The following is a 1,177-nucleotide window of genomic DNA, read 5'->3' as shown; positions in this document are numbered from 1 at the left end:
TGTCTAAAGAAAAATTTGAACGTACGAAACCGCACGTAAACGTTGGTACTATCGGCCACGTTGACCACGGTAAAACAACTCTAACTGCTGCTATCTGTACTACTCTTGCAAAAGTATACGGCGGTGTTGCTAAAGATTTCGCATCTATCGATAACGCTCCAGAAGAGCGTGAGCGCGGTATCACAATCGCAACTTCTCACGTTGAGTACGACACTCCAGCACGTCACTACGCACACGTAGACTGTCCAGGACACGCGGATTATGTTAAAAACATGATCACTGGTGCTGCACAAATGGACGGCGGTATCCTAGTTGTTGCTGCGACTGACGGCCCTATGCCTCAAACTCGTGAGCACATCCTACTTGGTCGTCAAGTTGGTATCCCTTACATCATCGTATTCATGAACAAATGTGACATGGTAGATGACGAAGAGCTACTTGAGCTAGTTGAGATGGAAGTTCGTGAACTTCTTTCTGAATACGACTTCCCAGGTGATGACCTACCAGTTATCCAAGGTTCTGCACTTGGCGCACTAAACGGCGAGAAGCAGTGGGAAGACAAGATCGTTGAGCTTGCAGAAGCACTAGATTCTTACATTCCTGAGCCAGAGCGTGCAGTTGACCAACCGTTCCTACTACCAATTGAAGATGTATTCTCAATTCAAGGTCGTGGTACTGTTGTAACTGGTCGTATCGAGCGCGGTATCCTACGTGTAGGTGACGAAGTAGAAATCGTTGGTATCAAAGAGACTACTCTTACTACTTGTACTGGTGTTGAAATGTTCCGTAAACTGCTTGACGAAGGTCGTGCAGGTGAGAACGTTGGTGCACTTCTACGTGGTACTAAGCGTGATGACGTTGAACGTGGTCAAGTACTTTCTGCGAAAGGTTCTATCAACCCACACACTAAGTTTGAGTCTGAAGTATACGTACTTTCTAAAGACGAAGGCGGCCGTCACACTCCTTTCTTCAAAGGTTACCGTCCACAGTTCTACTTCCGTACAACTGACGTAACAGGCGACATCACTCTACCAGAAGGCGTAGAAATGGTAATGCCAGGTGACAACGTTCAAATGACTGTTGAGCTAATCGCTCCAATCGCAATGGACGAAGGTCTACGTTTCGCAATCCGCGAAGGTGGCCGTACAGTTGGTGCTGGTGTTGTAGCTAAAATCTT

Annotated in this window: 1 protein-coding gene; it reads left to right on the top strand. The window is 46.8% G+C overall.

Features of this window, described 5'->3' with window-relative positions; genetic code table 11:
• The coding region (gene tuf / locus AB4185_RS21715) for an elongation factor Tu (protein WP_016783752.1) at positions 1–1,177 on the top strand (1,177 nt) is incomplete at both ends.

Source organism: Vibrio sp. 10N.286.48.F5 (assembly GCF_041469785.1).
Classification (GTDB): Bacteria; Pseudomonadota; Gammaproteobacteria; order Enterobacterales; family Vibrionaceae; genus Vibrio; species Vibrio crassostreae_C.
The sequence above is the reverse complement of the archived record's forward strand: the minus strand, read 5'-3'. Positions and strand labels throughout refer to the sequence as shown.